This window comes from Halobacillus sp. KGW1 (genome assembly GCF_001592845.1).
Lineage (GTDB): Bacteria > Bacillota > Bacilli > Bacillales > Halobacillaceae > Halobacillus.
Window position 1 is genome coordinate 630916 of sequence record NZ_LSOC01000002.1, and the last position, 24787, is coordinate 655702.

Genomic DNA, 24787 nt, shown 5'->3' on the forward strand with positions numbered 1-24787 from the left:
GTCTACGTCCATTCATGAATTCACGGATAAATGGCACTTCCATCCCGGCTGTCGGATAGGAGAGCCTCGGATCGTAACTTTCCGACCGTTTCGAACGAACCAAAAAACAAGCCGTAATAGAGCCATATTTTTCTTCTGTAAACTATAATTAGGCTTTAATGTAAGCTTTTTTACATAATCCTTTAATTTTCCGTTTAGAGTTTTTTGTATATGGGTAAACCATTTTAGCGAATGGACGCCGGATCTCCCGATTCGGCTGTTTTTTTGTATGAAATTTGATAGCAAACTAGTAAAACTCTCTCAATCTCGTGCACCTTTTTTGTGATATAATGGCAATGGATAGGTGTATTGAACATCGGCACATATCAAGGAATATCATTCTTTCCGACAGCTAGATAGAGCATCGAAAGGGTGTCTGGGAGTAAGGAGAAATGCCCGTTATGGAAGAGAGAAAAGTGGTTTCCATAGAAGATCGCATACCAAAACTGAAGCAGACGAGGCGAAAGAAAGCCAATCGTCGATTGATTGTGTATTTGACTATTCTATTTTTGCTGATTGCGACGGTCATCTATCTCCAGTCGCCGCTCAGCAACGTTCGAAATATCGTCGTGGAAGGCAATGATCATGTGCCTGAAGAGAAGATTATGGAGCTTGCGAAGCTGAGTACAAGCACGAATTACTGGAAAGTGAACGACAAAGAAGCAGAGAAGAATATTGAAAGTCATAAACAAGTCACGTCGGCGACGGTGGACCGCCGTTTCCCGAATACTGTCCATATTGACGTGACAGAGGCAGAGCGTATCGGATATGTTCAGCAGGATGGAAAGTATTACGCGATTTTGGAAAATGGGACGAGGCTTGACGGTTCCGACGCTTATCCTGGTGGGGATGCACCGATTCTGGCCGGATTCACAAAAGAAACGTATTTGAAAGAGATGTCCCAGGAATTGAAGGAGCTTCCGTCCAGTGTGTCCAGTCTGATTTCCGAAATACACTGGGAACCGGAGGAAGGGAATCCTTACCAGATCCGTCTTTACATGAATGACGGTTTCCAGGTTCAGGCTTCCATCCGTAATTTCTCTGATAAGATGCCTGCTTATCCTTCCATCGTATCTCAATTGGAGGACGGCGCAGAAGGTGTCATACATATCGGAGTCGGCGCCTATTTCGAGGAATTCTCATCCTCTGATAAAGAGGAAGGCCCGGAGGAGGAAGAGACACAGACAGGAGAGACAGCACCTGAAGAGCCTGCGATTCCGGATGAAGTCGCTCCTGAACCGGAAGGAGCACCGGAGGAAGCAGATGACGGGGAAGGTGAGTCTGAAAGCGCTCCGGGGTCGGAACAATCTGACCAAGCTTCCACAATACAATAAGTTCTTCCGAAGAGAGTAGGGGAGGGGTTGAACCCGCGTCGCTGCGGTGTTTTCATTCCCCGCCCTTCAAGTCCATACCGCGTATATCTGTCCTTAACATCACGGCTGTGTGGACGGGGGGCGTTCCTTCTCGGCGGACGTTCTGCTGCACAGGCTGCTTTTGTCCAGAAATTACTAATGAAAAGATGAAAAAAATCAGCGTATTTAAAAGGAAATTAACGAAAGTCTGTGGAAAACAACTATATAGTACCAGTTTGCCACTAGGATAAAGGAAATGCATAAACCATTCGAATATATCAATTCATTTACGTTTATATTGCAGCGATTGTTTTTTGAACGTGAATTCGATATGCTTTGAACTACTTATATGGCTTGTTACAGGAGGTGCGTCACTGGTGAATCAGAATGAAATTTTAGTTAGTTTAGATATAGGTACAAGTCGGATTAAAGTGATAATTGGAGAAGTGATGAACGACAGCCTCAATATTATCGGGGTTGGCACAGCAAAATCGAACGGAATGAAGAAAGGCGCTATCGTAGATATCGACCAAACGGTCCATTCGATTCGTTCTGCCGTAGAGCAGGCGGAGCGGATGGTGGACATGAAGATCGACCGCGTCGTCGTCGGGGTAAACGGTAATCATATACAACTGCAGTCCTGTCATGGCGTAGTAGCCGTTTCAAGCGAAACTCGTGAAATCGGTAACGAAGATATCGCCCGTGTGATCGATGCTGCACAAGTCGTCTCCATTCCGCCGGAAAGGGAGATCATAGATGTCATACCACGACAGTTTATCGTGGATGGACAGGATGAAATTACAGACCCAAGAGGGATGATCGGTGTTCGTTTGGAAATGGAAGGAATGATCATTACCTGCGCGAAAACCGTTTTACATAATACATTGAAATGTGTGGAACGAGCAGGACTGGAAGTGTTGGATGTTTGTCTGCAGCCGCTCGCTTCCGGCACTGTCTCCTTATCCGGGGATGAAACAAACCTCGGTGTCGCTCTGATCGATGTTGGAGGCGGTTCTACTACAGTTTCCGTATTTGAAGAAGGGCATTTGAAGGGCACGGGCATGATCCCGTTCGGCGGAGATAATGTAACGAAGGATTTATCCATCGGCCTGCGTACTTCTACAGAAGAAGCGGAACAGGTTAAAATGAACCACGGTCACGCCTTTTTCGACGATGCTAATGAAGAAGAAAACTTTTCTGTCACAATAATTGGAAGTAATCGTCAACAAGCATTCAATCAACTGCAAATCTCTGATATGATTGAAGCTAGAATGGAAGAAATTTTCGTGTTCGCTGCGCAGGAGATTCAGAAGATGGGTGTGCGTGAGCTGCCCGGCGGTTTCGTGCTGACGGGTGGAACGATGAATATGCCCGGTGTGCTTGAACTGGCCCAGGACGTGTTCCATGCCAATGTAAGGCTTGCCATCCCGGATTATATAGGTGTTCGAGAACCGCAGTTCACCAGCGGCGTAGGCATCTTGCAATTCGCCTATCGTAATGCGAAAATACAAGGGAAAGAGATTTTCCCTTCCGTATCGGAAGACTTCCATGAAGAATCGCAGCAGCCGAAGAAACAGAAGCGATCAACGGCTAAACAACAGCAGAAAGAAGAAACAAAGAAACCAGAGAAGAAAAAAGAGTCAGGCTTCAGCAATCTATTGAAGTATTTCTTTGATTAACCCACAAGTTTGAGTCGGTCGATGGACAGACGAACCAATAAATCTTGTAATCTCGTGTATTAGGAGGAACGGAAGATGTTAGATTTTGATACAAGCATGGACCAACTGGCAACCATTAAAGTAATCGGGGTAGGCGGCGGCGGTAGCAACGCCGTCAACCGTATGATCGAGCACGGTGTCCAAGGTGTCGAATTCATTGCGGTGAATACGGACGCCCAGGCACTGAACTTATCTAAAGCAGAAGTCAAAATGCAGATCGGCGGTAAATTAACGCGTGGTCTTGGTGCGGGTGCGAACCCGGAAGTAGGCCGTAAAGCAGCAGAAGAAAGCAAAGAGCAGCTCGAGGAAGCCCTTCAAGGAGCAGACATGGTGTTCGTTACTGCCGGAATGGGTGGAGGTACCGGAACAGGTGCTGCACCGGTTATCGCCCAGGTGGCTAAAGAACTTGGTGCTTTGACTGTAGGTGTCGTGACACGTCCGTTCACATTTGAAGGACGTAAGCGTTCTACACAAGCTACAGGCGGAATTGAAGGATTGAAAGGCGCAGTCGATACACTGATCGTTATTCCTAACGACCGCCTTCTTGAAATCGTTGATAAAAATACTCCGATGCTTGAAGCGTTCCGCGAAGCGGATAACGTCCTTCGTCAAGGTGTCCAAGGTATTTCCGACCTGATTGCCGTTCCTGGATTAATTAACGTCGACTTTGCAGACGTGAAGACCATCATGGTCGATAAAGGATCTGCATTGATGGGAATCGGTATAGCAACAGGAGAAAGCAGAGCAGCGGAAGCAGCGAAGAAAGCGATCTCCTCCCCGTTGCTTGAAACATCGATTGATGGCGCACACGGTGTCCTTATGAACATCAGTGGAGGCGCTAACTTAAGCCTCTATGAGGTACAGGAAGCGGCAGATATCGTAACATCCGCAGCAGATCAGGAAGTAAACGTCATCTTCGGTTCCGTTATCAATGAGAACTTGAAAGATGAAATCGTTGTGACCGTGATCGCTACTGGATTTGACGAGTCCCAACTTGCACAGGGACAGCAGAAAAAACGCCCTCAGGCAAACCCGGCAAGCCAGCCTAAACAGGTGGAGCAGCAGCCGGAGCGACAGAGCGTTCGTGAAGAACAGCCACGTCGTCATACACCACAGCCCCAGCAGAAACCGAATCAGGAAGAAGACACGCTGGATATTCCGACATTCTTGCGTAACCGCAACCGCCGTCGATAAACCAGTTTTCGAAAAACCGCCTTTTCAGGCGGTTTTTTTTGTTCTGAAAACCCGATTTCAAGGGAACTTTCCTATTCTACGGATTCATCCAGCCAAGTTTATGAAATAATATTCATCTCACGAAAAGCCATCTGTTTTCCGCGTTTTATGCGTTCCTAAGGCTTTATTCCCTTAACCTTCTCCCTTAATACATTTGCTTTCTCTTTTATTTTCCTTCGTCGACTCTTTCGTATTAGAAGCAGCAGGAGTATGATTTCACCCTTCTACAAAACTTGCTAAATACAGGTTCAGATTCTGACAGACTTTTCATAAGGACGGCCTTATACTTTTTTAGTAACAGCAGACAGAGAAGGAGGGGAGAGGGAATCATATACCTAGATGCTGTTTGGTTGCTCAATTTATTGATGGACGGGATGATTCTTTCGCTTACACAGGGGGTAACGCGGTCAAAGTCATCCAGGCTACGGATGGTAACAGGCGCCTTTGTTGCATCGACCATCGTCCCTATCACGATCTACATGCCGGATTCGTGGATGGTCAGCAGTATGGGTAAACTTGTTTTTTCTCTGCTTATCATTTGGGTAACCTTTACATTCACCTCTCTCCGCGCATTTTTCGTCCAGTGGATCAGTTTTTATTTCATTACGTTTGCGATCGGTGGAAGCATGATGGGGGTACACTATTTCCTGGCTTCAGAAGTGAATGTGCTGCACGGAGCGGTCGTGACGTTTCGCGGTGGTTACGGTGACCCGGTCAGTTGGCTGTTTGTCGTCCTGGGATTTCCGGTCTCTTATTTTTTTACAAAATGGCGTTTGAACCAAGTCAGTGTCCACCGGATGAAGCTCGAAGATATTTACGACGTGACGGTGGAGTGGCAGGGGCGGCAGGCAGTTTGTAAAGGGCTCGTCGACAGTGGAAATCAGCTCACCGATCCGCTCAGCGGAAAAATTGTATTTTTAGCAGATCAGCACCTGTGGGGGCAGTTTTTTTCAAAAGAAGAATTGGATCGTTTGGATGTGGACAAGGTGACGGTTACGATGGAGGACTTGGCGGAAGAGACACAGGCTGCGATCCGGCTCGTTCCATTCAGGGCAGCCGGGTCTCAAAGCGGCCTGCTGTTGACACTGGTTGTCGAGCGGATCATTGTCCATACGGATGCGGGGGATTTAGAAATGAAGCATCCGCTGCTCGGCGTCCAGCAGAAGGATTTGACCCATGATCGTCTTTATCACATGCTTATTCACCCGCACATGATGGTAAAAGGTAAATCTGCATGATCCAGGAGGGGGATTCGATGTTCAAATGGTTCTTTAAGGCGAGGCTGTGGTACTACCGTCTGCTTATGAAGCTTGGTATCAAGCAGGATGAAATTTACTATATCGGAGGAAGCGAAGCGCTGCCTCCGCCACTGTCGAGAGAAGAAGAGAAAGAACTGCTCGAGCTGCTTCCAAAAGGAGACAAAGCGGCAAGGGCGATGTTGATCGAAAGGAACTTGAGGCTCGTCGTTTACATTGCCAGAAAGTTTGAAAACACAGGATTGAACATAGAAGATTTAATCAGTATCGGGACGATCGGGCTCATCAAAGCCGTCAATACGTTCGATCCCGAGAAAAAAATCAAGCTTGCCACCTATGCTTCCCGCTGTATAGAAAATGAGATTCTTATGCACTTGAGGAAGAGCAATAAATTAAAAACAGAGGTATCTTTCGATGAGCCGTTGAACGTCGATTGGGATGGCAATGAGCTGCTGCTGTCGGATATCCTCGGTACGGAAGAGGACATCATTACAAAAGGGATCGAGAAGAAAATTGATAAGAAATTGTTGAAATCGGCATTGGAGCAGTTGAACGACCGGGAAAAACAAATTATGGAGCTCAGGTTCGGTCTTATCGGTAAGAAGGAAAAGACGCAGAAGGACGTAGCGGACATGATGGGCATTTCCCAGTCCTATATATCAAGGCTCGAAAAGAAAATCATCCGCAGGCTTCAGAGAGAATTCGATAAAATGGTATAAGGGCATCGTGCATAAATTTTCCTCCCAGGGAGATACTTAGAACTGATTACAGTCACAGCTTCTTGGGAGGGTCTTACATTGACACGACATAAAGTAGAAATATGCGGCGTAGATACATCGAAACTTCCAGTACTGAAGAACACGGAAATGAAAGACCTGTTCAAACGGCTGCAAAGCGGGGAAACCGAAGCTAGGGAACAGCTGGTAAATGGAAACCTCCGTCTCGTATTGTCCGTCATCCAGCGTTTTAACAACCGTGGGGAATATGGGGACGATTTGTTTCAGGTCGGTTGTATTGGTCTAATGAAATCGATTGATAATTTTGACCTGAGTCATAATGTTAAATTCTCCACGTATGCGGTTCCAATGATCATCGGGGAGATCCGCCGATACCTTCGGGACAATAATCCGATTCGTGTATCTCGTTCCCTGCGGGATACGGCATACAAAGCACTGCAGATGCGCGAGAAGATGATTGGTGAAACGAATAAAGATCCGGCTCCTCATGAAATTGCCGAACGCATGGGTGTTCCGAAAGAAGATGTCGTTTTCGCGATGGATGCGATTCAGGATCCCGTTTCCCTCTTTGAGCCGATTTACAATGACGGTGGAGATCCTATCTTCGTGGTTGATCAATTGAAAGACGACCGCGAGAAGGATTCCGTCTGGCTCGATGAATTATCTCTCAGGGAAGGCATGAAGAAGTTGAATGACCGTGAGAAAATGATTTTGACGAAGCGGTTCTTTCAAGGGAAGACACAGATGGAGGTCGCTGATGAGATCGGCATCTCCCAGGCACAGGTTTCCCGTCTGGAAAAGGCGGCGATTAAAGAAATGAATGCTTCGATGTTTCAATGATGATCCAGCGCTCCGCCGATCCGGCGGGGCTTTTTTTATGCATGGCTCTTTTTCTATTCCTGTTTCTTTCTGCATATAGTGTAAGAGAGGAGGGGAATACATGAAAATCACGGAACTGCAGATGAAAGACGTCATTGCCATGGAAACAGGAGAGCGTCTTGGATATATAAGCGACTTGGATATTGATACACAGCGGGGCCGTCTTAAAGGGCTTGTGCTCACGTTGAAAGGGAAAGCAATGGGGTTGTTCGGGAAGGAGGAAGAGCTTGTCATACCTTGGGATCAGATCGTCAATATCGGTGCGGATGTCATTTTAGTGAAAAAGTCTGCCTACAAGGGCATCCCAACGTCCCAAAAGGCAGAATCAGAGGAATAAAACAAGAAATAAGCGGAATTATGTGTTAAAATGAAGAGAAATTGAGGTGTTGAAAATATGGAACCCTTCAAACGGAAATCAGAGAAGCAGCTGGCTTGTTTGGAAAACTTCCCGGAACTTGTAGCGGGAATTTCCACAAGAAGCGGCGGCTGCAGTCAAAATCCTTATCACACATTGAACATGGGGCTCCATGTCGAAGATGAAGCGGAAACCGTTGTGAAAAATAGACAAAGGCTTGCGGAGGAGCTTGCATTTCCTCTGGAAAGCTGGGTCATCGGCGAGCAGATACACGGGACGAAGATTCACGTCGTACAGAGGAGTGACCGCGGAAAGGGTGCGGCTTCCCATGCGACGGCTGTGGCCGGCGTAGATGGGCTGATCACGAAAGAGCGGGGCATACTTCTTGCGGCTTTCTTCGCGGATTGTGTTCCCCTTTACTTTTACGATCCGGAAACCGGATGGATCGGTATCGCTCATGCCGGGTGGAAAGGGACTGTAAAAGAAATGGCGGGGAAGATGCTTGACGCTCTTCTGGAGCAGGGATGCCGCAAAGAGGATATCCGTGTCATCATCGGACCGTCCATCGGGATGGAGCGCTACGAAGTCGATGATAAAGTAGCGGATGCTGTTCCTGACGCTCACAAAAAAGCGTGTTTGATCGAGCAGGAGGCGGGGAAATATCTTCTTGACTTGAAATCGCTTCATGCCCATATGCTGATCAAGAAAGGTATCCCGTTGGAACATCTGCATGTATCGGGATATTGTACATACGAGGAAGAGGCGGTCTTTTATTCCCATCGGCGCGACCATGGAAAAACGGGACGCATGCTCGGGTTCATCGGGCTCCCGGAATGATAAGAGAAGAAGGAGTTTTGGAATGACGGTCGAAGAAAACCTGGCAACTATCGAACAGAATATAAGACAAGCCTGTGGCAACTGCGGAAGAGCCATGGAGGAAATCACTTTGATCGCTGTTACGAAATATGTCACGATCGAGCGGGCCAGAGAAGCAGTCGCAGCAGGCGTGACCAATCTTGGTGAAAATCGTAAAGAGGGCTTGCTGGAGAAATACGATGAAATTGGCGATGATGCTTCCTGGCACTTTATCGGTTCCCTCCAGACCAGGAAAGTGAAAGATATCATTGATAAAGTTTCAGTCATCCACTCCCTGGATCGCAAATCATTAGCCAAAGAAATCCATAAACGCGCAGACAAGCCTGTTCCGTGCTTCGTCCAGGTGAACATAAGTGAAGAAGAGAGTAAACACGGCTTGCAGGCACAGGAAGTCCCTGCATTTATCGAAGCGATCAAGGAATATTCGAATGTCCGTGTCGTAGGCCTTATGACAATGGCCCCGCATACGGACGATGAAGAGAGACTGAGGGGTGTGTTCCGTCAGTTAAGAGCTTTAAGAGACAGAATTAGAGACAAAGGGTACGCCCATGCTCCATGTGAACACTTATCGATGGGGATGAGCAACGACTACGCCTTAGCTGTCGAAGAAGGTGCGACACACGTCCGGATTGGGACAAGCCTTGTCGGTGAATAAAAAAATCAGAGGTGATAACAATGAGTATGAAGAATAAATTTCGTTCTTTTTTCACATTGGATGATGAATATGAATATATCGAAGAAGAAGTAGAGGATGAGGTGGAAGAGGAGCAAACGTACAACCAGCGCTCCCAGAAGAAACAGGATACTGGTAACGTTGTATCCTTGAAGAGTGCGAAAGGCTCATCCAAAATGGTTTTGAGTGAGCCCAGCAGCTACAACGAAGCCCAGAACATCGCCGATCAACTCGTCAGCCGCCGTGCGGTCGTTATTAATCTTCAGCGCGTCGATCATATGCAGGCGAAGAGAATTGTGGATTTTTTGAGCGGCACCGTTTATGCTATAGGTGGAGATATTCAGAAACTCGGTTCACAGACGTTTCTGTGTACGCCGGATAACGTGGAGATTTCCGGATCCATTTCGGAAATGCTTTCACAGGAAGATGACGACATTAACAGAAGGTGGTAGGCCATGGCGTTTTTGTTTAATATTATTGGAACGGTCATACAACTATATAGTTGGGTTTTAATCATTTATATCCTTCTTTCCTGGTTTCCTGGAGCAAGGGAATCCAGCTTCGGAGAAATATTGGGAAGACTTGCGGAACCTTTCCTGGAACCGTTCCGAAGAATTATCCCGCCGCTTGGAATGATTGACATTTCGCCGATTGTGGCGATCCTGGTCCTTCGTTTTGCCGGGCAGGGATTGAATCAACTGTATTTCATGCTTTCAGGACTTTAAAACAAGGAACAGGTCATAGAGCCCGTGCTCTTTATCTGTTCCTTTTCGTAATTATGGAGGTTGGAAGATTTGGAGATCTATCAACATTTTCGCAAAGAGGAACAACCATTCATCGACCAGGTGACGGCGATGCGGGAGGAAGTCGCCATGAAGTACCAGCGGAAGCTGACAGACTTTCTCGATCCTAGGCAGCAGATGATCGTGAAGACGATTCTCGGCAACGATCCCGACCTTATCTACGGCATGGAAGGCGGCGGTGCGTCGAATGAACGGAAACGGGCGATTCTTGCGCCGGATTATGAAATACTTGCACCGGAGGACTATCAGCTCGTTCTTTTGGAGGCGTCGTACCCGGATAAGTTCGTCACTCTGGAGCACAGGGATGTCCTCGGTGCTTTTATGTCTCTGGGCATCCGTCGCGAGAAGCTTGGTGATTTGATTGTCCGGGACGGCAAAATCCAGATCATCGCGGCGTCAGAAATCAGCGAATACATTAAAATGAACCTGACCGGCGTTAAACGCTCAAACGTCCAATTCGAAGAAAAACCGTTTTCTGCATTGCTGGAGAGCGATGAGGAATGGGCGGAAAGGGAGTCTACGGTCTCCTCACTCCGGCTTGACGTCCTCGTCAAAGAGATCTACGGTATGTCCCGTAAAAAAGCAGGTCTGTTTATTGATTCCGGTCAAGTGAAAGTGAACTACCGGGTCGTGGAAGATCCCGCCTTCTCTCTGGAAGAAGGAGACATGCTTTCCCTTAGAGGAAAAGGGAGAAGCAGGCTGCTTCAAGTGCTCGGCCAGACGAAAAAAGAGAAATACAAGGTGAAGACAGCTAAATTAAATGGAACGAATCCTTCGAAATAGCAGGATTTGGCCGTTCCATGTCGAAATGGAATACGTACATGGATTTGATATAGGAGGTGGATGGTGTGCCTTTAACACCACTGGATATTCATAATAAAGAATTTACGAAGGGTTTTCGCGGCTACGACGAAGATGAAGTAAATGAGTTCCTGGATCAGGTGATCAAGGACTACGAAATCGTCATACGTCAAAAGAAAGAGCTTGAGCGCGAGGTCACGCAGCTGAATGAGCGTCTCAGCCATTTCAATACAATTGAAACAACGCTCAACAAGTCGATCCTGGTAGCACAGGAGACGGCCGAGGAAGTAAGAAACAACGCAAATAAAGAATCGAAGCTGATTGTAAAAGAAGCAGAGAAGAATGCCGATCGTATCATCAATGAGGCTCTTGAGAAATCCCGCCGCCTTTCCATTGAAGTGGAAGAAATGAAGAAGCAGGCAAAAGTGTTCAAGACACGCTTGCGTATGCTGGTGGAAGCCCAGATTGATATGATTGAAAACGATGATTGGAACCACATCTTCCAGACGGAAATCGATGATGAAACGGATGTGGAAGAAGAAGAAAAGGCGTACAGCCCGCAGGCGTAAGGGACGTACATAAGGATAAAGCAATTCTTTCATTATAGGTTTTTAATTCAGATCAACGGATGTACCTGTGTATAGAAGATGCCGCCCTCTAATTGGACGGCATCTTTTCTATGGGCAGGTCGATTTTATGGTACAATAGCCTAGGAATATGTTTGATGGAGGACGCTTATGTATGTGTATTATTTGATTATCATTGCATTGATTGCGCTTGATCAATGGACCAAATGGCTCGTCGTGACTAAAATGAATCTCGGCGAGAGCATTACGATTATAGAAGATTTCTTCTACCTGACCTCGCACCGAAACCAGGGAGCCGCATGGGGGATTCTGCAGGGGCAGATGTGGTTCTTCTATATCATCACGGTTCTTGTGATTGCTTTTGTCGTTTATTACCTGCATCAATATGGCAGAAAAAGCCGTTTTGTCGGTGTCGCGCTAGCATTTATTCTTGCCGGTGCCGTCGGGAACTTCATTGACCGCGTGTTCCGTAAAGAAGTCGTTGATTTCGCGAACACGTACATTTTCACGTACAATTTTCCGATATTTAATATCGCCGATTCGTCCCTCGTCATAGGAGTAATCCTTATCATGATCGCTACATTCGTCGACGAGCGGAGAAAGAAAGGAAGTTTGAACTCTTGAGTGAACAGTATATCGTAACAGAGAATGATCAATCATCACGCATCGATAAACTCTTGGCAGAACTGATTGAAGACGCCTCCCGTTCCCAGATCCAGGGGTGGCTGAAAGACGGCGTCGTCAAAGTTGACGATCAGCCGGTGAAGAGCAATTATAAAGTACAGGAAGGTAATGTCATCACATGGTATATCCCGGAGCCGGAGCCGATGGATATCCTTCCGGAAGATATTCCGCTTGATGTTGTCTATGAAGATGAAGATGTGATTGTGGTCAACAAACCATCCGGTATGGTGATCCACCCGTCTGCGGGGCACTATTCCGGTACACTCGTTAATGCTCTTCTGCATCATTGCGATGACTTGTCAGGCATCAACGGTGTCGAGCGCCCGGGTATCGTCCACAGGATCGATAAAGATACAAGCGGCCTGCTGATGGTAGCTAAAAATGATGTGGCACACCAATCATTGGCACGCCAGCTGTCTGAGAAATCGGTGGAGCGTAAATATGTGGCTATCGTTCATGGAGACATCACACACGAATACGGTACCATTGATGCCCCGATCGGTCGGGATACGAGGGACCGCCAGCGGATGGCCGTCGTCGATAACGGTCGCGATGCCGTCACCCATTTTCGTGTGCTGCAGCACTTTGAAGACTATACGTTGGTAGAGTGCCGTCTGGAAACCGGACGTACCCACCAGATTCGTGTACACATGCGCTATATCAGCCATCCGCTTGCCGGAGATCCGAAGTACGGCCCGCGCAAAACGCTTGATTTGGACGGACAGGCTCTTCATGCCAAATTGCTTGGTTTTGAGCATCCTCGCACCGGGGAATGGAAGCAGTTCGAAGTGGAACCGCCGGAGGAATTCAAGGAAGCTCTTCGTTATTTGGAGACAAGAGAAGGATAATTGTCGAATCCCTTCTTGACAAATAAGCCGTGCTTTGACATAATCGGATATAGAAATTAACAGACCTTTAAAAGACAGTCCCGTGAGGCTGAGAAGGAAAACGGTAAGAATGCACGATTCGTGTATTCAAAAAGCCACTTTTCTGCCCTCATGCGGAAAAGTGGCTTTTTTGTTGAAGGAGAGAGCGTGCATGAAAGCGAAAGCGACGGTCCTTGATGACGCGGCCATCCGTCGTGCATTGACGAGGATTTCCCACGAGATCATCGAAAAGAACAAAGGGATAGAAGATTTGGTCCTTGTAGGAATCAAGACCCGCGGGGTGCCGATTGCCCAGCGCCTGAAACATAAGATCCAGGAGATAGAAGGGGCGGAACTTCCGGACGGGGAGCTTGATATCACGCTGTACCGGGATGACCTGACTCCGGAAACGGATGCTCCGGAACCGCAGCTGAAGGAAACGAACATCAAGGCTGATATCGACGGAAAGAAAGTGATCCTCGTCGATGACGTCCTCTATACAGGTCGGACGGTGCGTGCCGCAATGGACGCCCTCATCGACCATGGCCGACCAAGCCAAATCCAGTTGGCCGTCCTCGTGGATCGAGGACACAGGGAGCTTCCGATCCGTGCCGATTACGTCGGAAAGAACGTTCCCACTTCCCTTGAGGAAGTTATAACTGTTACTTTATCCGAAACGGATGAAGCAGATGAAGTGAGAATTTATGAAAAATGAAACAGATAATCCGGTCCTTTAAAGGAAGTCCCGTGAGGCTTCAAAGGTTCGTATCGATGAGCGTGTATCGTTGTACACGTCTACCTCTTTGCGTACCTAGGGACGCAAAGGGGTTTTTTTATGCCCCTTTGCTCCCAATGACTGTGACTGAACTAAGGAGGAATCATCATGACAAAACATAATCCAGCATTGGATATCCACGACGTACCAAAATTACACAAATGGCTCACCCTAAGCCTCCAGCATCTATTCGCCATGTTCGGAGCGACGGTTCTTGTACCGTTCCTCACCGGCTTGTCCCCGTCGGTCGCCCTCGTATCAAGCGGCTTCGGGACGCTGGCCTATCTTCTGATTACCAGAGGAAAGATCCCGGCTTATCTCGGGTCAAGTTTCGCTTTCATCTATCCGATCATGGAAGTATCGAAGACACACGGGGTAGAAGGAGCAATGGTCGGAAGCTTTCTCTCCGGCCTTGTGTACGGGCTTATCGCATTATTAATCAGCATCTTCGGTACGAACTGGTTAATGAAAATTCTCCCGCCGATTGTGGTAGGTCCGGTGATCATTGTCATCGGTTTAGGTCTTTCCTCGACCGCGATTGACATGGCGATGTACCTCCCCGGCCAGGAAGAAAACATTTACAGCGGAACACACTTCATGGTCGCCCTTGTTACGCTCGCGTTGACGATTATCGCATCGATTTTCTTCAAAGGATTCTTCTCCCTTCTTCCGATATTGTTCGGAATCGTTGGAGGCTATGTTTTCGCCCTCACCCAGGGGATTGTAGATACGACTGAAATACAGGCGGAGTGGTCGGCTGTTACATCTTCAGACTCTCTCGGAGGGTTCCTTAGTGCAGTATTCCATACACCGGATTTCGTAGTCCCGTTTGCTGATTTCTCCCCGTTCGATGTGTTCAGCTGGGAAATCGTCTTCCTGATGGTTCCCTTCGCTCTCGTTACAATCACCGAACACACGGGAGATCAAATGGTGTTATCCAAAGTTGTCGGACGGAACTTCCTTAAGAATCCCGGACTTGATAAATCGATCCTCGGAGACGGAGTGGCGACGATAATCGCCTCCTGTCTCGGCGGCCCTCCGAACACAACCTACGGAGAGAATATCGGTGTCCTGGCGATCACCAGAGTCTACAGCGTGTTCGTCATTGCAGGAGCGGCGGTCATTGCAATCTTCTTCGGATTCGTCAGTATGATCACCGCAGTCATCGGTTCGATACCGAGTGCTGTGATGGGAGGCGTTTCGATCCTTCTTTTCGGGATCATCGCCTCCAGCGGCCTGCGCATGCTGATCGATAACCAGATCGACTTCGGTGAAAAGAGAAATCTGATCATCGCATCTGTCATCCTTGTTATCGGAGTCGGTGGTGCGTTCGTCCAAGTGACCGACAGCATCCAAATTGCCGGTATGGCTTTAGCTGCAATCATCGGCGTCCTGTTGAACCTGATTCTGCCCGGCAAAGAAAAGGGCATCGGCAATGGCAATATGTTCGAAGCTCCGGAAGATATGGACAAAGAGAAAGACAATCATCACGCAGCTTCCTGAAATAACCAACACTCAGTCACGTTTTAACCGAGTCCTGTGAGGCTCAGAAAGGTGTACGAGGGATTGGCTCGTTACGCATGCAGCGAGCACGACACCCCCAGACGCCTGGGGGTGTTTTTTATACCCTTCGTATCTCTATTATCACAAGATTGGAGAGATGAGAATGCCTGCAATAGAATCCTTGTCCCATTTATTATCCATGAAGAAGCTGTCCAATGAGAGGATCATGCACTTGTTTGCAACGGCGAAACATATGGAGGAGACGGATCGTCTTCCTTCTTATCAAGGGAGGTTCGCTGCCAACTTATTTTTAGAGCCGAGCACAAGAACGAAGAGCAGTTTCCACATCGCCGAACGCAGACTCGGAATGGACGTTCTTCACCTCGATGATGCAGCCTCAAGCGTCACGAAAGGAGAAAGCTTGTACGATACGCTGAAAACGCTGGAGTCGATCGGCGTCGACCTCGCCGTCGTCAGGCAGTCGGAAACAGGCATCCTGCAGGAATGTACCAAAGGATTGAACCTTTCGATCGTGAACGCTGGAGACGGCTGCGGAGAGCATCCGACACAGTCGCTTTTGGATCTCTATACGATCCACGAACATTTTAAGAGTTTCAAAGGTCTGGAAGTAACGATTGCCGGTGACTTGAAACACAGCCGAGTCGCGAGATCCAATGCCCACGCCCTGAAACAATTAGGCGCAAACGTCACATTCGTGACAAAGCCGGAATGGCAGGACCCGACTCTTACAGATCAATACATAACGATGGACGAAGCGGTCGATCGTTGTGATGCCCTGATGCTGCTGCGCATTCAACATGAAAGACATGAACAAGGTGCCTCTGTCCTGTCGTATTTAGATCAGTTTGGATTGACGAAAGAGAGAGAAGCACGCATGGGGGAACACAGCATCATTCTGCACCCTGCTCCAGTGAACAGGGGAGTAGAAATCGACAGCGACCTTGTAGAATCCAGTAAATCAAGGATCTTTACCCAAATGAAGAACGGCGTGACGGTGCGTATGGCCGTCATCGACGCATTGATGAAAGGGGAACTTTAAATGAAGAAGAAAATCATCAACGGTAAACGAATAGTCGAAGGCAGCCTGGAGTCCTGTGAAGTAGTCATCGAGGATGGACATATAGTCGAAATCGAGACTACAGCAGGGGAGGCAGATGAGGTCATCGATGCCGGAGGTAACCTTATCCTGCCGGGATTCGTGGATGTCCACGTTCATTTGAGGGAACCGGGAGGAGAAGCGAAGGAAACGATCGCAACAGGAACACAAGCGGCAGCGAAAGGCGGGTTTACAACCGTCTGTGCCATGCCGAATACGACGCCGGTTCCAGATTCTGTGGAGATAATGAAGCAGGTCCAAGCGGTTATCGATCGGGATGCCGTCATCCGAGTCCTCCCTTATGCGTCGATCACAACAAGGCAGGTAGGGAAAGAGCTTGTCGATATGGAAGCACTCAGCGGTCTTGGTACGTTTGCATTCACAGACGACGGTGTCGGAGTCCAGACAGCAGGTACGATGTATGAGGCGATGAAGGAAGCAGCGAAGTACGGAAAAGCGATCGTTGCTCACTGTGAAGATAATTCTCTTGTTTATAAGGGTGTCTCCCACCTTGGAGAGGTGAGTGAGAGGCTTGATCTCCCGGGTATCGCGAATGTGGCAGAATCGGTCCAGATTGCCAGGGATGTCCTGCTTGCAGAAGCGACAGGTTGCCATTACCACGTGTGCCACGTCTCGACGAAGGAATCTGTGAGGGTGATCCGTGATGCAAAGCGGGCCGGCATTCACGTGACAGCGGAAGTGACACCGCACCACTTGCTTTTGAATGAAGCGGACGTCAAAGAAGATGATGCTTTCTTTAAAATGAATCCTCCGCTCCGTTCCAAAGAGGATCATCAGGCACTGATCGACGGTTTGCTGGACGGAACGCTTGATTTCATTGCGACAGACCATGCGCCTCATACGGAAGAAGAGAAGCAGCAGGGCTTCCTATACTCGCCGTTCGGGATTACAGGATTGGAAACAGCATTCCCGCTTCTCTACACGCACCTGGTAGGTAAGGGAGTCCTTGATTTGGAACAACTTGTCGGGCTGTTAAGCCGGAAACCTGCAGAAACCTTCGGGCTTCCATACGGGACGCTCAAGGTCGGTGCTCCTGCCGATATTACATTGATAGATTTGGAAACAGAAAAGGCGATCGACCGCCAAACATTCGTATCGAAAGGGAAAAATACACCGTTTGACGGCTGGAAGGTGAAAGGCTGGCCGGTACGTACACTAATGAATGGAAATACAGTTTGGGAGGAGAGTTCATATGAAACAACTCGTGCTTGAGGACGGAACAATTTTTGTCGGAGAAGGGTTCGGCAGTGACCGCGAATCGATAGGGGAAGTCGTATTTAATACGGGAATGACTGGATACCAGGAAGTAATTTCAGACCCATCCTACTGTGGCCAGCTGGTCACTTTCACCTACCCGCTAGTCGGGAACTACGGCATAAACCGGGATGATTTTGAAACAGTCAACCCGGCCGTTCTCGGTGTCATCGTCAAAGAACATTGTGAACATCCATCCAATTTCAGAAATGAAGAAACGCTTGATGCTTTCCTGAAAGCGAAACATATTCCAGGCATCAGCGGAATTGATACAAGAAAGCTTACGAAGATCATTCGTCAGCACGGTACGATGCGGGCAATCATCACTTCAAGCGACCGCTCTGTTAACGAAGTGCTGCAGGAGCTCAAAGAAGCAGAACTTCCGAGGAACCAGGTGGAGCAGGTATCCACGGTCAAACCGTATGTCGTTCCCGGCCGAGGAAAGCGGATCGTTCTAATGGACTTCGGAATGAAGCACGGCATCCTGCGAGAATTCACGAAGCGGAACTGTCACGTCACCGTTGTTCCTTATCATACATCTGCCGCTGAAATCGAACGGCTGAAGCCGGACGGGGTCATGCTTTCAAACGGACCTGGAGATCCGAAAGATGTACCGGAAGCGATCGAAACGATTCGCGGCTTGATCGGGAAGGTTCCGATCTTTGGTATCTGTCTTGGGCATCAGCTTATCGCGCTTGCAGCCGGTGCAGACACGTCCAAAATGAAATTCGGTCACCGCGGTGCCAACCAACCGGTCAAAGACCTTCGCTCAGGCAGAACGTATATGACGTCGCAGAACCATGGCTATGCCGTAGACAGAGGGTCGCTCCAGAACACGGATCTTGAATTGACTCAGCATTCCCTGAATGATGACAGTGTCGAAGGATTACAACATAAAGAATTTGAAGTATTCAGTGTCCAATACCACCCGGAGAGCTCTCCAGGACCTGAAGATACAGCTCATTTATTCGATGAATTTCTTGAAAGAATCGAACGTACGGAAGAGAAGACGAAGGAGGAATCTTTATGCCTAAACGCACAGATCTAAACAAAATTCTAGTTATCGGGTCCGGCCCGATTGTCATCGGACAAGCGGCGGAATTTGACTACTCCGGAACACAAGCCTGCCAGTCTTTGAAAGAAGAAGGCTATCAAGTCATTCTGGCTAACTCGAACCCGGCGACAATCATGACCGATCATACATTTGCGGACCAGGTTTACATGGAACCTCTTACCCTTGAATTTCTTAAGAAAATCATTCGGAAGGAACAACCGGACGCAATCCTGCCGACGCTTGGCGGGCAGACCGGTTTGAACTTAGCGGTAGAGTTGAGCGAATCCGGGATCCTGGAACGCTACGATGTCGAGCTGCTCGGTACTCCTCTTGATGCCATCCAACGAGCGGAGGACCGGGAGAAATTCCGTTCCCTCATGCACCAGATGGGACAGCCGGTACCTGAGAGTGAAATCGTCAGTACGGTCGATCAGGCCCTCGCTTTTGCAGATCAAATCGGCTATCCGGTAATTGTCCGTCCAGCCTACACGATGGGCGGCGCCGGAGGTGGAATGTGCGATAATGAAGAACAGCTTCGGGAAACGGCCCGAAATGGTCTGGCTCTTTCCCCTGTAAGTCAGTGTTTGATTGAACGGAACATCGCAGGATTTAAGGAAATAGAATACGAAGTTATGCGTGACAGCGCCGGTAACAAAATCGTCGTCTGTAACATGGAGAACTTCGACCCGGTAGGTATTCATACGGGAGATTCCATCGTAATCGCTCCATCCCAAACGCTGAGTGACCGCGAATACCAAATGCTCAGAAATGCATCGCTTGACATCATACAGGCTTTGGAAATCGAAGGTGGATGTAACGTGCAGCTTGCACTAGATCCGCACAGCTTCCAATACTATATTATCGAAGTAAATCCGCGTGTCAGTCGTTCTTCGGCGCTTGCATCGAAAGCGACAGGGTATCCAATCGCCAAGCTTGCAGCGAAGATAGCAATCGGCATGACACTGGATGAAATTAAGAACCCGGTCACGGGAACGACTTACGCCTGCTTTGAGCCGGCTCTTGACTATGTCGTTACGAAAATTCCACGCTGGCCGTTCGATAAGTTTGCCAAAGGAAATCGTAAGCTCGGTACCCAAATGAAGGCGACGGGAGAGGTCATGAGTATCGGCCGTACGTTGGAAGAATCTCTGCTTAAGGGGGTACGCTCTCTGGAAGGGGAAACCGAGGAATTCTATCTGCCGTCCGCGGTTAAGCTTGGTGATGAAGAGCTGCGTTTCCGTATGAAAAAAGCAGACGATGAGCGGATCTTCCTTTTGGCAGAAGCTCTGCGCAGGTCCTATACACTCGAGGAAATTCACGCGATCACAGGTATCGATTTCTTCTTCCTGCATAAGCTGAAGCGCATCATTGGTGTAGAGAACGCAATCGCAGAAAACGGTTTGACACCAGCACTGCTGGAGAAATCCAAGAAGCTTGGTTTTTCCGATCAGCAGCTTGCACGTCTGACAGGCTCGACATCTGTTGAAATCATGCATGTCCGAAAAGAGCAGGGACTGCGCCCCGTCTACAAAATGGTAGATACGTGTGCAGGGGAATTCGCATCGGAGACACCTTACTTCTACAGTACGTATGAAGACGAGAACGAGTCCATACAGTCTGAGAAGAAGAAAGTGCTCGTCATCGGATCCGGCCCGATTCGAATCGGGCAGGGGGTCGAATTTGATTATGCAACGGTTCACTCCGTACTCGCTCTTAAAGAGATGGGATATGAAGCGATCATTATGAATAACAACCCGGAGACAGTTTCAACAGACTTTAGCGTTTCGGACAAGCTATACTTCGAACCGCTTACCATAGAAGATGTGATGAATGTGATCGACCTGGAACAGCCGGAAGGGGTCATCGTACAATTCGGCGGTCAAACGGCGATCAACCTTGTCGAAGACTTGTCTAAACAAGGGGTGCAGATCCTTGGTACGACAATGGAGTCAATTGACAAGACCGAAGACCGTGACTTGTTCGAACGCCTGTTAAATAAGCTGGATATAGCCAAACCGGGCGGAGAAAGTGTCACGAGTGAAGCAGAAGCGTATGCGGCAGCAGAAAAGATCGGCTACCCGCTGGTCGTTCGTCCTTCCTACGTCCTTGGTGGACGTGCCATGGCGATCGTATATTCCGAAGAGGAGCTGGCAGCGTATTTAGAGTCGAATGTTACGGTGCATAACGGACATCCGATCTTAGTCGACAAGTATATGACAGGGATGGAAATCGAAGTCGATGCGATTTCAGACGGAAAGGACGTCTTCATTCCAGGCATCATGGAGCATATCGAACGGGCAGGCGTTCACTCCGGAGACTCGATGGCCGTGTATCCGACGCAGCGCTTAACCGCTGATTTGGAACAACAGTGTATCGAAGCGACGACGAAAATCGCAAGGGAACTGGATATGAAAGGCTTGATCAACATCCAGTTTGTCGCTTACAAGGGTACCGCGTATGTTCTGGAGGTCAACCCTCGTGCGAGTCGTACGGTACCGTTTTTAAGCAAGATCACCGGTGTTCCAATGGCTAGGCTTGCAACCCAGGTGATTCTTGGAGAATCGCTGGCGTCTCTTGGGTACAAATCCGGTGTTGCACCAAAACCGAACGGCGTGTATGTGAAAGTGCCCGTCTTCTCCTTCGAGAAGCTTCGCAGCGTAGATACGACGCTTGGACCGGAAATGAAGTCCACTGGAGAAGTCATCGGCTATGACCAGACTCTTGAGAAAGCCTTGTACAAGGGAATGACTTCTGCTGGACTCAAGATTCCAACGCAGGGTTCGGTTCTGCTTACGGTTGCGGATAAGGACAAAGATGAGATGCTCGACATTGCCAACATCTTCTATGAGCTTGGTTTCCGCCTGTTTGCAACGGAAGGAACAGCAGCTGTTCTGAAAGAAGCGTCTATTCCGGCTGAAGCAGTCGGTAAAGTGGGGTCCGATCAACGCGATGTCATCGATCTTATCCAAAACGGAGACGTACACGTCGTCGTCAATACCCTGAACAAAGGGATGCAGTCCCGCTCTGACGGATTCCGTATCCGCCGGGAAGCTGTGGAACACGGACTTCCTTGCTTGACAAGCCTTGATACGGCGCGATCCATCGTGGACGTCATCAACGCGATGTCCTTTACGGCAAGAGCTATTGAACCGATGGAAGGGGTGACTTCATGAAGCGAGCCCTTATGAATATCATCGGACATACAAAGATTGCCAAAGATACGTATCGTCTCCTTTTGAAAGGGGATATCGTCCATGATATAAAGGCTCCCGGCCAGTTCGTCCACATTCAAGTGGACGAACGGTTTTACCTGCGCAGGCCCGTTTCCATTTCAGACATGGATGTGAAAGAGGAAACGATTACGCTGCTTTACAAAGTGATGGGGAAAGGGACCGATGCGCTCACAACAAAAAAAGTCGGGGAAGACCTTGATGTTTTAGGCCCGGGCGGCAGCGGATTCCCTGCACAGAATCTTGGCATCCGCCATGCCCTGCTCGTCGGTGGAGGGATCGGCGTACCGCCGCTTTATAATTTGGCAAAACAGCTGAAAGCAGACGGAGTAGAAGTGACGAGCGTCCTTGGGTTCCAATCTGCGGAAGATGCGTTTCTTACAGAAGCATTTGCTGAATTCGGTGATGTCCATATCACGACGAATGATGGGAGCCTTGGTACGAAAGGTTTTGTCACCGATGTCCTGCCTTCAGTCGAGGAATCTTGTGATATGTATTTCACTTGCGGTCCCACCGTCATGCTGAAAGCGGTAAAGAAACAGCTGGATCATAAACCCGGCTATATCTCTATGGAAGAACGGATGGGGTGCGGAATCGGCGCATGTTTCGCTTGTGTCGTCGAAGCGAACGATGAGAAGGGATACCGGCGGATCTGCTGTGACGGTCCGGTATTTGACGCCAAGGAGGTTGTCCTTTCATGAAAACACAAGTTATCCTTCCAGGATTAGTACTGAAAAACCCGGTTATGCCGGCGTCCGGGTGTTTCGGTTTTGGGAAAGAATTTTCCGGGTTTTATGATTTGGCTGAGCTTGGAGCAGTCATCATGAAGGCCGCGACCGGTGACAAACGATACGGGAATCCCACGCCAAGAGTAGCCGAGGCGGCGAGCGGTATGCTGAATGCGATCGGTCTGCAAAATCCTGGCGTCGATGGGATCATCCGCGATGAGATCCCTTTTTTGAAGGAACAGGGTATGCCGATCATTGCGAATGTCGCAGGCAGCACCATTGAGGAATATGTCTCTGTCGCTGAGCGGATCTCTTCCCACGTCGATGCACTGGAATTGAACATTTCCTGTCCGAACGTCAAAGAAGGTGGCGTCCAATTCGGAACGGATCCCGCCTTGGCGGAAGAAGTCACGCGGAAAGTGGTCGATGCGAGTGCTGTACCGGTGTACGTCAAGCTTTCTCCGAACGTAACGGATATTGTCCTTATGGCGAGGGCCGTAGAAAAAGGCGGAGCGTCCGGTTTGTCCATGATTAATACATTGACAGGGATGCGTATCGATCCAAAAACCCGTAAACCGGTGATCGCCAACCAGACAGGGGGTCTTTCAGGAGCTGCTATCAAACCGGTAAGCATCCGAATGATCCACCAGGTCTATGCTGCCGTCGATTTACCGATCATCGGGATGGGCGGAATTGAAACGGCGGAAGATGTGGTGGAGTACTTACTCGCAGGTGCGAGCGCTGTCGCTGTCGGCAGTGCCAATTTCAAGAACCCGTTCATTTGTAAAGAGATCATCGATCAATTACCGGAGACACTCCGCAAGTATGGATTTTCTTCTGTGGAAGAAGCGATAGGAGGGGCGCATGATGAAAGAACTGCAACCAGTTTATTTCGCACTTGATTTTGAAACAGGGGAAGAAGCCCTCGGGTTTCTTGAACGTCATCAGCTAACAGGAATCCCTGTTAAAGTCGGAATGGAGCTCTATTACAGGGAAGGTGCTTCCATCATCGAACGTCTAAAACAGAACGGCCACAACATTTTTCTGGATCTGAAGCTTCATGATATTCCGGAAACCGTGCGCAGAGCGATGCGCAACCTTGCTTCTCTTGGTGTAGACGTCGTCAACGTCCATGCCCAGGGGGGGAGCAGGATGATGACAAGTGCGAAACATGGCTTGCAGGAGGGAGCGGCTGGTCATACGCCAATTCTTCTTGGCGTAACTATGCTCACATCCACTGACCAATCGATGATGGAACAAGAGCTCTTATATGATCGAAAGCTCCATGATGTCGTGCTTCATTATGCACAACTGGCAGAGAAAAGCGGTGTCGACGGTGTCGTATGCTCGGTGGAGGAAGCGGAGCTTATCCACAGACATACGAAGCTTTCTGCTCTGACACCGGGGATTCGTCTTCCTGGAGGGAATGCCCACGATCAGAAACGGATAGCTACGCCTGAAATTGCCGGCCAGAAGGGCAGTAACTCCATCGTCGTCGGTCGGGCGATCAGAGATGCAGAAAACCCATTTGCTACATATCAACAAATCAAGGAGGCTTTTACTTATGGACAATCGACAGCTCATTCATGACCTTCTTTCCATCGGAGCAGTCAAAATTGAGACAGAAGACTTTTTTACTTGGACATCCGGTATTAAGTCTCCCATTTATTGCGACAACCGATTAACGATGTCTTATCCGGAGATCAGGAAAAAAATCATCGCTGCTTTTATAGAAAAGATTGAAGAACTCGGAGAGGAAGTCGATGTCATTGCGGGATGCGCAACGGCAGGTATTCCTCATGCAGCGTGGATTGCGGAAAAGCTGGAGCTTCCCATGGTTTATGTCCGTGCTTCTGCTAAAAAACACGGGAAGGGTAACCAAATCGAAGGAAGAATCCGCAAAGGGCAAAAGGCGGTCGTTATTGAAGATTTGATCTCTACAGGGAAATCTTCCATACAAGCAGCCGAGGCTCTTCAGAAGGAGGGAGTGGAGGTGCTTGAGGTCCTTTCCATCTTCACCTATGGTCTTCATAAAGCGGATGAAGCCTTTAAGGAAGCAGGACTCTCATACCGCTCCATTACAAGCTACGAAAACCTGCTGAATGCTTTGGTTGATGCGGAGCGGATGAATGAGGAAGAGCGAAGGCTGATGGCGGAATGGCGTCAGGATCCTTACATTTTTACACAAACTTAACGGGAGATGGTGTTGCTATTTAAGCAGGACACTAGTAGGATAAAAGCATCAA

At 48.6% G+C, this 24787-nt stretch carries 25 protein-coding genes; all 25 read left to right on the plus strand.

All coding sequences use genetic code 11. The features are described 5' to 3' along the window. The first annotated feature begins 440 nt into the window (after nucleotides 1–440). Nucleotides 441–1373 (plus strand): cell division protein FtsQ/DivIB, encoded by a 933-nt coding sequence (locus tag AXG56_RS03910; RefSeq protein WP_062513341.1) that lies wholly within the window; start codon nucleotides 441–443, stop codon nucleotides 1371–1373. Between the two features lie 395 nt (nucleotides 1374–1768). Next, nucleotides 1769–3070: a cell division protein FtsA gene (ftsA, locus tag AXG56_RS03915; protein ID WP_008639188.1), complete on the plus strand. Its 1302-nt coding sequence runs from the start codon at nucleotides 1769–1771 to the stop codon at nucleotides 3068–3070. Between the two features lie 75 nt (nucleotides 3071–3145). After that, nucleotides 3146–4303: a cell division protein FtsZ gene (ftsZ, locus tag AXG56_RS03920; protein WP_008639189.1), complete on the plus strand. Its 1158-nt coding sequence runs from the start codon at nucleotides 3146–3148 to the stop codon at nucleotides 4301–4303. Nucleotides 4304–4671: 368 nt separating this feature from the next. Beyond that, nucleotides 4672–5580 carry a sigma-E processing peptidase SpoIIGA gene (spoIIGA, locus tag AXG56_RS03925; RefSeq protein ID WP_255358517.1) on the plus strand — a complete coding sequence of 303 codons (909 nt, stop codon included), beginning with the start codon at nucleotides 4672–4674 and terminating at the stop codon, nucleotides 5578–5580. Nucleotides 5581–5597: 17 nt separating this feature from the next. Continuing rightward, nucleotides 5598–6317 carry an RNA polymerase sporulation sigma factor SigE gene (gene sigE, locus AXG56_RS03930; protein WP_008639191.1) on the plus strand — a complete coding sequence of 240 codons (720 nt, stop codon included), beginning with the start codon at nucleotides 5598–5600 and terminating at the stop codon, nucleotides 6315–6317. A gap of 78 nt (nucleotides 6318–6395) precedes the next feature. Next, a complete protein-coding gene (sigG, locus tag AXG56_RS03935) occupies nucleotides 6396–7175 on the plus strand; it encodes an RNA polymerase sporulation sigma factor SigG (RefSeq protein WP_008639193.1) in 780 nt (259 codons plus the stop codon). Between the two features lie 100 nt (nucleotides 7176–7275). After that, a complete protein-coding gene (locus tag AXG56_RS03940) occupies nucleotides 7276–7551 on the plus strand; it encodes a YlmC/YmxH family sporulation protein (protein ID WP_008639194.1) in 276 nt (91 codons plus the stop codon). 57 nt (nucleotides 7552–7608) lie between these two features. Further along, nucleotides 7609–8406, plus strand: a complete 798-nt coding sequence (gene pgeF / locus AXG56_RS03945; protein WP_026577510.1) for a peptidoglycan editing factor PgeF — start codon at nucleotides 7609–7611, stop codon at nucleotides 8404–8406. A 22-nt stretch (nucleotides 8407–8428) separates the two neighbouring features. Further along, nucleotides 8429–9100: a YggS family pyridoxal phosphate-dependent enzyme gene (locus AXG56_RS03950; protein WP_008639196.1), complete on the plus strand. Its 672-nt coding sequence runs from the start codon at nucleotides 8429–8431 to the stop codon at nucleotides 9098–9100. 20 nt (nucleotides 9101–9120) lie between these two features. Further along, nucleotides 9121–9570, plus strand: a complete 450-nt coding sequence (locus AXG56_RS03955) for a cell division protein SepF (protein ID WP_026577508.1) — start codon at nucleotides 9121–9123, stop codon at nucleotides 9568–9570. A 3-nt stretch (nucleotides 9571–9573) separates the two neighbouring features. Then, the gene (locus tag AXG56_RS03960) at nucleotides 9574–9843 is read left to right on the plus strand and encodes a YggT family protein (protein WP_062513343.1); all 270 of its coding nucleotides are present in this window, start codon (nucleotides 9574–9576) and stop codon (nucleotides 9841–9843) included. A 69-nt stretch (nucleotides 9844–9912) separates the two neighbouring features. Then, on the plus strand, nucleotides 9913–10704 hold the full coding sequence (locus AXG56_RS03965) for an RNA-binding protein (RefSeq protein WP_008639199.1): 792 nt from the start codon (nucleotides 9913–9915) through the stop codon (nucleotides 10702–10704). Nucleotides 10705–10769: 65 nt separating this feature from the next. Further along, a complete protein-coding gene (locus AXG56_RS03970; RefSeq protein WP_008639201.1) occupies nucleotides 10770–11291 on the plus strand; it encodes a DivIVA domain-containing protein in 522 nt (173 codons plus the stop codon). A gap of 168 nt (nucleotides 11292–11459) precedes the next feature. Further along, nucleotides 11460–11933 (plus strand): signal peptidase II, encoded by a 474-nt coding sequence (gene lspA, locus AXG56_RS03975; RefSeq protein ID WP_008639203.1) that lies wholly within the window; start codon nucleotides 11460–11462, stop codon nucleotides 11931–11933. After that, nucleotides 11930–12841: an RluA family pseudouridine synthase gene (locus AXG56_RS03980; protein WP_026577507.1), complete on the plus strand. Its 912-nt coding sequence runs from the start codon at nucleotides 11930–11932 to the stop codon at nucleotides 12839–12841. Before lspA ends, AXG56_RS03980 begins: the two co-directional genes overlap by 4 nt. 190 nt (nucleotides 12842–13031) lie before the next feature. After that, a complete protein-coding gene (pyrR, locus tag AXG56_RS03985) occupies nucleotides 13032–13574 on the plus strand; it encodes a bifunctional pyr operon transcriptional regulator/uracil phosphoribosyltransferase PyrR (protein ID WP_008639207.1) in 543 nt (180 codons plus the stop codon). Nucleotides 13575–13742: 168 nt separating this feature from the next. Then, the gene (locus tag AXG56_RS03990) at nucleotides 13743–15137 is read left to right on the plus strand and encodes a solute carrier family 23 protein (protein ID WP_062513345.1); all 1395 of its coding nucleotides are present in this window, start codon (nucleotides 13743–13745) and stop codon (nucleotides 15135–15137) included. Between the two features lie 181 nt (nucleotides 15138–15318). Next, nucleotides 15319–16197, plus strand: coding sequence for an aspartate carbamoyltransferase catalytic subunit (locus tag AXG56_RS03995; protein ID WP_026577505.1), 879 nt, complete (start codon nucleotides 15319–15321; stop codon nucleotides 16195–16197). After that, nucleotides 16198–17487, plus strand: a complete 1290-nt coding sequence (locus tag AXG56_RS04000) for a dihydroorotase (protein WP_062513347.1) — start codon at nucleotides 16198–16200, stop codon at nucleotides 17485–17487. Then, nucleotides 17468–18577, plus strand: a complete 1110-nt coding sequence (locus AXG56_RS04005) for a carbamoyl phosphate synthase small subunit (protein WP_062514098.1) — start codon at nucleotides 17468–17470, stop codon at nucleotides 18575–18577. Before AXG56_RS04000 ends, AXG56_RS04005 begins: the two co-directional genes overlap by 20 nt. After that, nucleotides 18556–21756 carry a carbamoyl-phosphate synthase large subunit gene (gene carB, locus AXG56_RS04010; RefSeq protein WP_062513349.1) on the plus strand — a complete coding sequence of 1067 codons (3201 nt, stop codon included), beginning with the start codon at nucleotides 18556–18558 and terminating at the stop codon, nucleotides 21754–21756. The genes AXG56_RS04005 and carB overlap by 22 nt, the downstream gene beginning before the upstream one ends. Further along, nucleotides 21753–22514, plus strand: a complete 762-nt coding sequence (locus AXG56_RS04015; protein WP_008637272.1) for a dihydroorotate dehydrogenase electron transfer subunit — start codon at nucleotides 21753–21755, stop codon at nucleotides 22512–22514. The genes carB and AXG56_RS04015 overlap by 4 nt, the downstream gene beginning before the upstream one ends. Further along, nucleotides 22511–23443 carry a dihydroorotate dehydrogenase gene (locus tag AXG56_RS04020; RefSeq protein ID WP_062513351.1) on the plus strand — a complete coding sequence of 311 codons (933 nt, stop codon included), beginning with the start codon at nucleotides 22511–22513 and terminating at the stop codon, nucleotides 23441–23443. Before AXG56_RS04015 ends, AXG56_RS04020 begins: the two co-directional genes overlap by 4 nt. Further along, nucleotides 23409–24131: an orotidine-5'-phosphate decarboxylase gene (gene pyrF / locus AXG56_RS04025; RefSeq protein ID WP_062513352.1), complete on the plus strand. Its 723-nt coding sequence runs from the start codon at nucleotides 23409–23411 to the stop codon at nucleotides 24129–24131. Before AXG56_RS04020 ends, pyrF begins: the two co-directional genes overlap by 35 nt. Beyond that, a complete protein-coding gene (gene pyrE, locus AXG56_RS04030) occupies nucleotides 24106–24735 on the plus strand; it encodes an orotate phosphoribosyltransferase (RefSeq protein ID WP_026577500.1) in 630 nt (209 codons plus the stop codon). The genes pyrF and pyrE overlap by 26 nt, the downstream gene beginning before the upstream one ends. Nucleotides 24736–24787: the final 52 nt, after the last annotated feature.

Bases quoted from the DNA above. Each gene is read 5' to 3' on its own strand.
- pyrF (WP_062513352.1), top strand. From the start codon at position 23,409: ATGAAAGAACTGCAACCAGTTTATTTCGCACTTGATTTTGAAACAGGG.
- AXG56_RS03960 (WP_062513343.1), top strand. From the start codon at position 9,574: ATGGCGTTTTTGTTTAATATTATTGGAACGGTCATACAACTATATAGT.
- pgeF (WP_026577510.1), top strand. From the start codon at position 7,609: ATGGAACCCTTCAAACGGAAATCAGAGAAGCAGCTGGCTTGTTTGGAA.
- pyrE (WP_026577500.1), top strand. From the start codon at position 24,106: ATGGACAATCGACAGCTCATTCATGACCTTCTTTCCATCGGAGCAGTC.
- sigE (WP_008639191.1), top strand. From the start codon at position 5,598: ATGTTCAAATGGTTCTTTAAGGCGAGGCTGTGGTACTACCGTCTGCTT.
- AXG56_RS04020 (WP_062513351.1), top strand. From the start codon at position 22,511: ATGAAAACACAAGTTATCCTTCCAGGATTAGTACTGAAAAACCCGGTT.
- ftsZ (WP_008639189.1), top strand. From the start codon at position 3,146: ATGTTAGATTTTGATACAAGCATGGACCAACTGGCAACCATTAAAGTA.
- AXG56_RS04015 (WP_008637272.1), top strand. From the start codon at position 21,753: ATGAAGCGAGCCCTTATGAATATCATCGGACATACAAAGATTGCCAAA.
- AXG56_RS04000 (WP_062513347.1), top strand. From the start codon at position 16,198: ATGAAGAAGAAAATCATCAACGGTAAACGAATAGTCGAAGGCAGCCTG.
- AXG56_RS03940 (WP_008639194.1), top strand. From the start codon at position 7,276: ATGAAAATCACGGAACTGCAGATGAAAGACGTCATTGCCATGGAAACA.
- AXG56_RS03950 (WP_008639196.1), top strand. From the start codon at position 8,429: ATGACGGTCGAAGAAAACCTGGCAACTATCGAACAGAATATAAGACAA.
- AXG56_RS03910 (WP_062513341.1), top strand. From the start codon at position 441: ATGGAAGAGAGAAAAGTGGTTTCCATAGAAGATCGCATACCAAAACTG.
- AXG56_RS04005 (WP_062514098.1), top strand. From the start codon at position 17,468: ATGAAACAACTCGTGCTTGAGGACGGAACAATTTTTGTCGGAGAAGGG.
- AXG56_RS03955 (WP_026577508.1), top strand. From the start codon at position 9,121: ATGAGTATGAAGAATAAATTTCGTTCTTTTTTCACATTGGATGATGAA.
- pyrR (WP_008639207.1), top strand. From the start codon at position 13,032: ATGAAAGCGAAAGCGACGGTCCTTGATGACGCGGCCATCCGTCGTGCA.
- lspA (WP_008639203.1), top strand. From the start codon at position 11,460: ATGTATGTGTATTATTTGATTATCATTGCATTGATTGCGCTTGATCAA.
- carB (WP_062513349.1), top strand. From the start codon at position 18,556: ATGCCTAAACGCACAGATCTAAACAAAATTCTAGTTATCGGGTCCGGC.
- AXG56_RS03990 (WP_062513345.1), top strand. From the start codon at position 13,743: ATGACAAAACATAATCCAGCATTGGATATCCACGACGTACCAAAATTA.